At 63.6% G+C, this 4,391-nt stretch carries 3 protein-coding genes and 2 pseudogenes; 1 reads left to right on the top strand and 4 read right to left on the bottom strand.

The genetic code is table 11. The features are described 5' to 3' along the window. Positions 1–149: transposase (locus tag CP49_RS43900; protein ID WP_338060444.1), on the bottom strand; the 149-nt coding region annotated here is incomplete at its 3' end. A 399-nt stretch (positions 150–548) separates the two neighbouring features. Beyond that, positions 549–1,571: pseudogene (locus CP49_RS35735) on the bottom strand (IS91 family transposase); the annotation flags it as partial. Between the two features lie 38 nt (positions 1,572–1,609). On the opposite strand from CP49_RS35735, the gene CP49_RS35730 reads away from it, so the two are divergent. Further along, entirely contained in the window at positions 1,610–2,926 is a 1,317-nt protein-coding gene (locus tag CP49_RS35730) for an ISNCY family transposase (protein ID WP_057854804.1), read from the top strand. A gap of 104 nt (positions 2,927–3,030) precedes the next feature. On the opposite strand, the pseudogene CP49_RS35725 reads toward CP49_RS35730, so the two are convergent. Continuing rightward, positions 3,031–3,330, bottom strand: a pseudogene (locus CP49_RS35725) (transposase zinc-binding domain-containing protein); the annotation flags it as partial. Positions 3,331–3,350: 20 nt separating this feature from the next. Next, a complete protein-coding gene (locus tag CP49_RS35720; protein WP_057854802.1) occupies positions 3,351–4,211 on the bottom strand; it encodes a tyrosine-type recombinase/integrase in 861 nt (286 codons plus the stop codon). Positions 4,212–4,391: the final 180 nt, after the last annotated feature.

Here is a 4,391-nt window from a genome sequence, read left to right as displayed (position 1 = left end):
GAGCCCGTACGCACGACCCATAGCACGCCTTCCACGAACATCCGGTTGTCACGGCCCGTCGAACCCTTCTGGTCAGGCCGGCCTATGATCAGCGGCGCCATCCGCTCCCAAGCCGCTTCCCTCAACACTAAACGATCCATCACGCCCAAGACTGCCTCCCCAAAAGCAGTCTTGAATCTGATTTGCTACTAAAAGGGAATCTGGAGGGTTCTGTGAGGTCGCGCAGACGCGAAGGCACGGCAGACGCTTGTGACGCGACCTCATTGAAGCCGGATTGAACGAAGGCGCGGGAGGGTGGGCGCGGTGGTGCGGCTATGGGGATTGTTCGAGATCGCAAGTAGCCATCGGCAGACTGTATATCTGAAGTGGAGACGTGCGGCTTGCGCATCGGCGGCAATTTGAGACCGGGAGCGTTTTGCAGGCGGTCGCGATCGATCGCCTGCGGCATTGAATGGGTGTCGTCGCGCGGCGTGGCCGCACGGCCTCGGCAGCGTCGGCGATGATCGCGACGCTGGGAATGACGATCGTCGTGCAGGGCACGAACTGGCTCACGATGTGTCGCATCGGAACGGTGGGGTTCGAGGGCTGGAGCTGCTGCAGCTGTGTCGAAAGCGCTCGATGATGCGCATGACGCCCCCACAATCGGGACAGGCAGGAGCCTCGGCCCGGGTATGGAGAGCCGAATCCACGGGCGACGGCTCGGCATCGTTTGGCGCTTTCCGCTCATGATCGAGAAGGGTGCGGCAAAGGGCGAGCTTGGCGGCGCGATGGCGGTTGGCCATGAAGCCAAAATGGCGGATACGATGGAAGCCGTCGGGCACCGTGTGAAGCAGAAAGCGGCGGATGAACTCGTCTGGCTTGAGCTTCATGATTTTTGTCGCGCTGTTCTGGCGGTAGTCCTTCCATGAGAAGGCGACTTGATCGTCATCGAGGGCAACGAGCCGGCTGTTGGCGATGGCGACGCGATGGGTGTAGCGGCCGAGATAGGCCAGCACCTGTGCGGGCCCGCCGAAGGGCCGCTTGGCGTAAACAACCCAGTTGATGCGTCGCATGGCGTCGAGGTGGGCCGCGAAGGCAGCCGGCTCGGCCAGAGCTCCGAGATCGCCGAAGAAACGCAAGGCACCGGAGTTGAAGGCTGCCGACAGCCGTTTGAGAAAAAGTGTGCGAAATAGTCTGGACAACGGTTTGACGGCCAGGAAGAAGTTCGGTCGGCAAGCGATCCAGCGCGCGCCATCGGGCGAGAGGCCGCCACCCGGAACGACGCAATGGACGTGGGGATGATGCATCAGCGCCTGTCCCCAGGTGTGGAGGACGGCGACGCCGCCGATCGCACCGCCGAGCCGGCGTGGATTGGCGGCGAGCGTCGTCATCGCCTCGGCGGCAGCCTTGAACAGGATGGCATAGACGACGGCCTTGTTCTGGAAAGCGATCGCGGCGACCGGTGCGGGAAGTGTAAAGACGACGTGGAAATAGGCAACCGGAAGCAGGTCGGCTGTCAGTAGCTCGTGATCTGTCGCCTGTTTGTAGCTCGTGAAGTGTCGTGTTTTTGGTGCCCCGGAACAAAGGGGGCAAGATGGGCACGGCATCCATTCACGAGGGTATACGACGGATGCGGTTTTCAGATTTGCTGGATCGGACGGAGGCGAAGGAGCTGACGCAAGAGGCGGCGTCCGAGCTTCTCGGGATTAGCGTGCGGACGTTTCAACGTTGGGCGGAACGTTTTGAGGCGGAGGGCGATGACGGGCTTGTCGACCGGCGCATGGGTCGGCGCTCGCCGCGGCGGGCGCCGGCGGAGGAGCTGGAGCGGATGCTGGGGCTGTTCCGGGACAAGTACGCGGACTTCACGGTGAAGCACTTTCACGAGCAACTGCAAAAACGGCATGGCTATGTGCTTGGCTACACGGTGACGAAGCTGGCCCTGCACGCGGCGGGCCTGGTGCGGAAGGCGGCGAAGCGCTCGGCACACCGCAAGAAGCGTCCACGCCGGCCGCTTCGGGGCATGCTGCTGCACCAGGACGGGTCGCGCCATGCCTGGATCGAAGGTCTGCCTGCGATGGACCTGATCGTCACGATGGACGATGCAACGAGCGAGATCTACTCGATGTTCCTGGTCGAGGAAGAAGGGACGGCGTCGACGTTCCGGGCCTTGGGCGAGGTGATTGGCGAGCGTGGTCTGTTTTGCGCGCTCTACACCGATCGCGGCAGCCATTACTTCTACACCCCAAAGGCTGGCGAGAAGGTCTCGAAGACGCAACAAACCCAAGTGGGACGGGCTTTATCGCATCTTGGGATCGAGCATATCGCGGCCTGTTCGCCGGAGGCGCGCGGGCGCTCGGAGCGGATGTTCGGCACACTGCAGGGCCGGCTGCCGAAAGACCTGCGGCTCGCCGGGATCAGGACGGTCGAAGCCGCCAATGCGTGGCTGAAGGCGCATTACATCGCCGAGCATAACGCGGCGTTTGCGATCCAGGCCGAACAGCAAGGCACGGCGTTCGTTGCCGACCGCCACGAGGCGTGGCGCGAGACGCTGTGCGTGATCGAAGAGCGAACCGTCGGCAACGACAACACGATTGCATGGAGCGGCCGGCGGCTGCAACTGCCGGAGAGCTGGCTCAGGCCCCACTTCGTCAAGGCCGTGGTGCGGGTTCACGAGTATCCCGACGACACCGTGAATGTGTTCCTTGGCCCGCATCGATTGGCAAGGTTTACCGCCGACGGACAGCAGATCAGCCCCGACGCAACCAAGCATGGCTGCGTGCTCGGAGCCGTCAAGGACAAGCCCTTACGGGCGCGCAAGCGCGCGTCCTTGACCGCGCCTGCGCGCGCCGCCGTCGAGACAACGCGGGTCGGGGCGGAGAAACGGGCTTCAAGTCGAACAAAGAAACCGACCCGGAGGGCTAACCTGGAGGCAATATCCGTGGCATGACCAAGCCGGCGGAACCGTCCACGCCTTCCGGCGCCGCCGCAAGTCGAACAACGAAGGCGACAAATCACGCGCTACAAAAACACGACAACTTCACCCGCTACGAACACCGGAAGCAGGTCGGCTTGACGCGCGGCGAGCCACGCGGCTCGGGCTCTCCCCTGACACTTAGGACAGTGCCGATTACGGCAGGAATTATAGGCGACGCGTGTCGTGCCGCAGTCGTCGCAAGCCTCCATGTGGCCGCCGAGCGCCTCGGTCCGGCACGCAACGATCGCGCTCATCACGCGCCGCTCGACCCGCCCCAGATGACCGGCATGGACACGGCGATAGGCGTCGCCATGCCGGCGCAGAATATCGGCAATCTCGATGGCGGGCCTGTTGGAACGGGTGTCGGAGCGGGTCATGACCCGCATCCCGCTGCGGATCATCCAGGTGGCGTCACCTCCAGCGACAGGCGATCGAGCGGGCTCTGCGTCGCCCGGATCGTATCGGTGGCGACCTGCGTGTAGCGCGCTGTCGACGACAAATTATTGTGCCCGAGCAAGACCTGGATGATCCGGATATCGGTTCCGTTCTCGAGAAGATGCGTCGCGAAGCTGTGGCGCAGCGTGTGGAGCGTGACGCGCTTGGTCAGGCCCGCAGCCTTCACCGCCGACCGGCAGGCGGCATGTAACACGGTCTGATCGATCGGACGATCTTCGTCACGCCCCGGGAACAGATAAAGCCGCGGCCGGGCGAGCCGCCAGTAGGTGCGCAGGATGCCCAGCAGCTGGGGCGACAACATCACGTTGCGATCCTTCGCGCCCTTGCCGTGGCGCACCTGGATGACGCCGCGGGCGCTGTCGATGTCTTCGATCCGCAGTCCCGCAACCTCCGAGGCCCTGAGCCCGGCCGCATAGGCGGTGGTGAGCGCGGCGCGGCTCTTCAGGCTCGATACCGCTTCAAGAAACTGAACCACTTCGTCGGCGCTGAGCACGACCGGCAGCTTGCGCGGTTCTCGCGCATAGGGAATGCGCTCCGGGATGAGCGCCTCGCCGAGCGTGACGCCGTAGAAAAACCGTAGCGCACAGACGATCTGGTTCAGCGCCGGCCATGATATGCCGGTCGAGACCAGATGCACCTGGAAGGCGCGGACGTCTTCCAGCTCCAACCGGTCAGGTGATCGGCCAAAATAGCGGCTGAACTTCGAAACCGCGCTGATGTAGGATCGCTGCGTCGCCGGCGACAGATTGCGGACGGTCATGTCTTCGATCATGCGGCGGCGAAGAGGGCTCAAATCGGCCATCTCGATACTCCTGTCTGAGGGGGGTGGGCTCCAACACCCACATCCTCTCAGCCAGGAGGCGATCTACGCCACCTTGCCCTCACGCCGCGGCAGCGGCTTCGTTCAATCCTTAGAGTCCACACCACCTAGTCTTACTGTGTCACAAAAGAAGGCGCTTCGTCTGCCGGGTGCAACAAGGAC

Source organism: Bradyrhizobium valentinum, from assembly GCF_001440405.1.
Lineage (GTDB): Bacteria > Pseudomonadota > Alphaproteobacteria > Rhizobiales > Xanthobacteraceae > Bradyrhizobium > Bradyrhizobium valentinum.
Note: the sequence above shows the minus strand (reverse complement) of the source record. Positions and strands in the feature narration are given on the sequence as shown.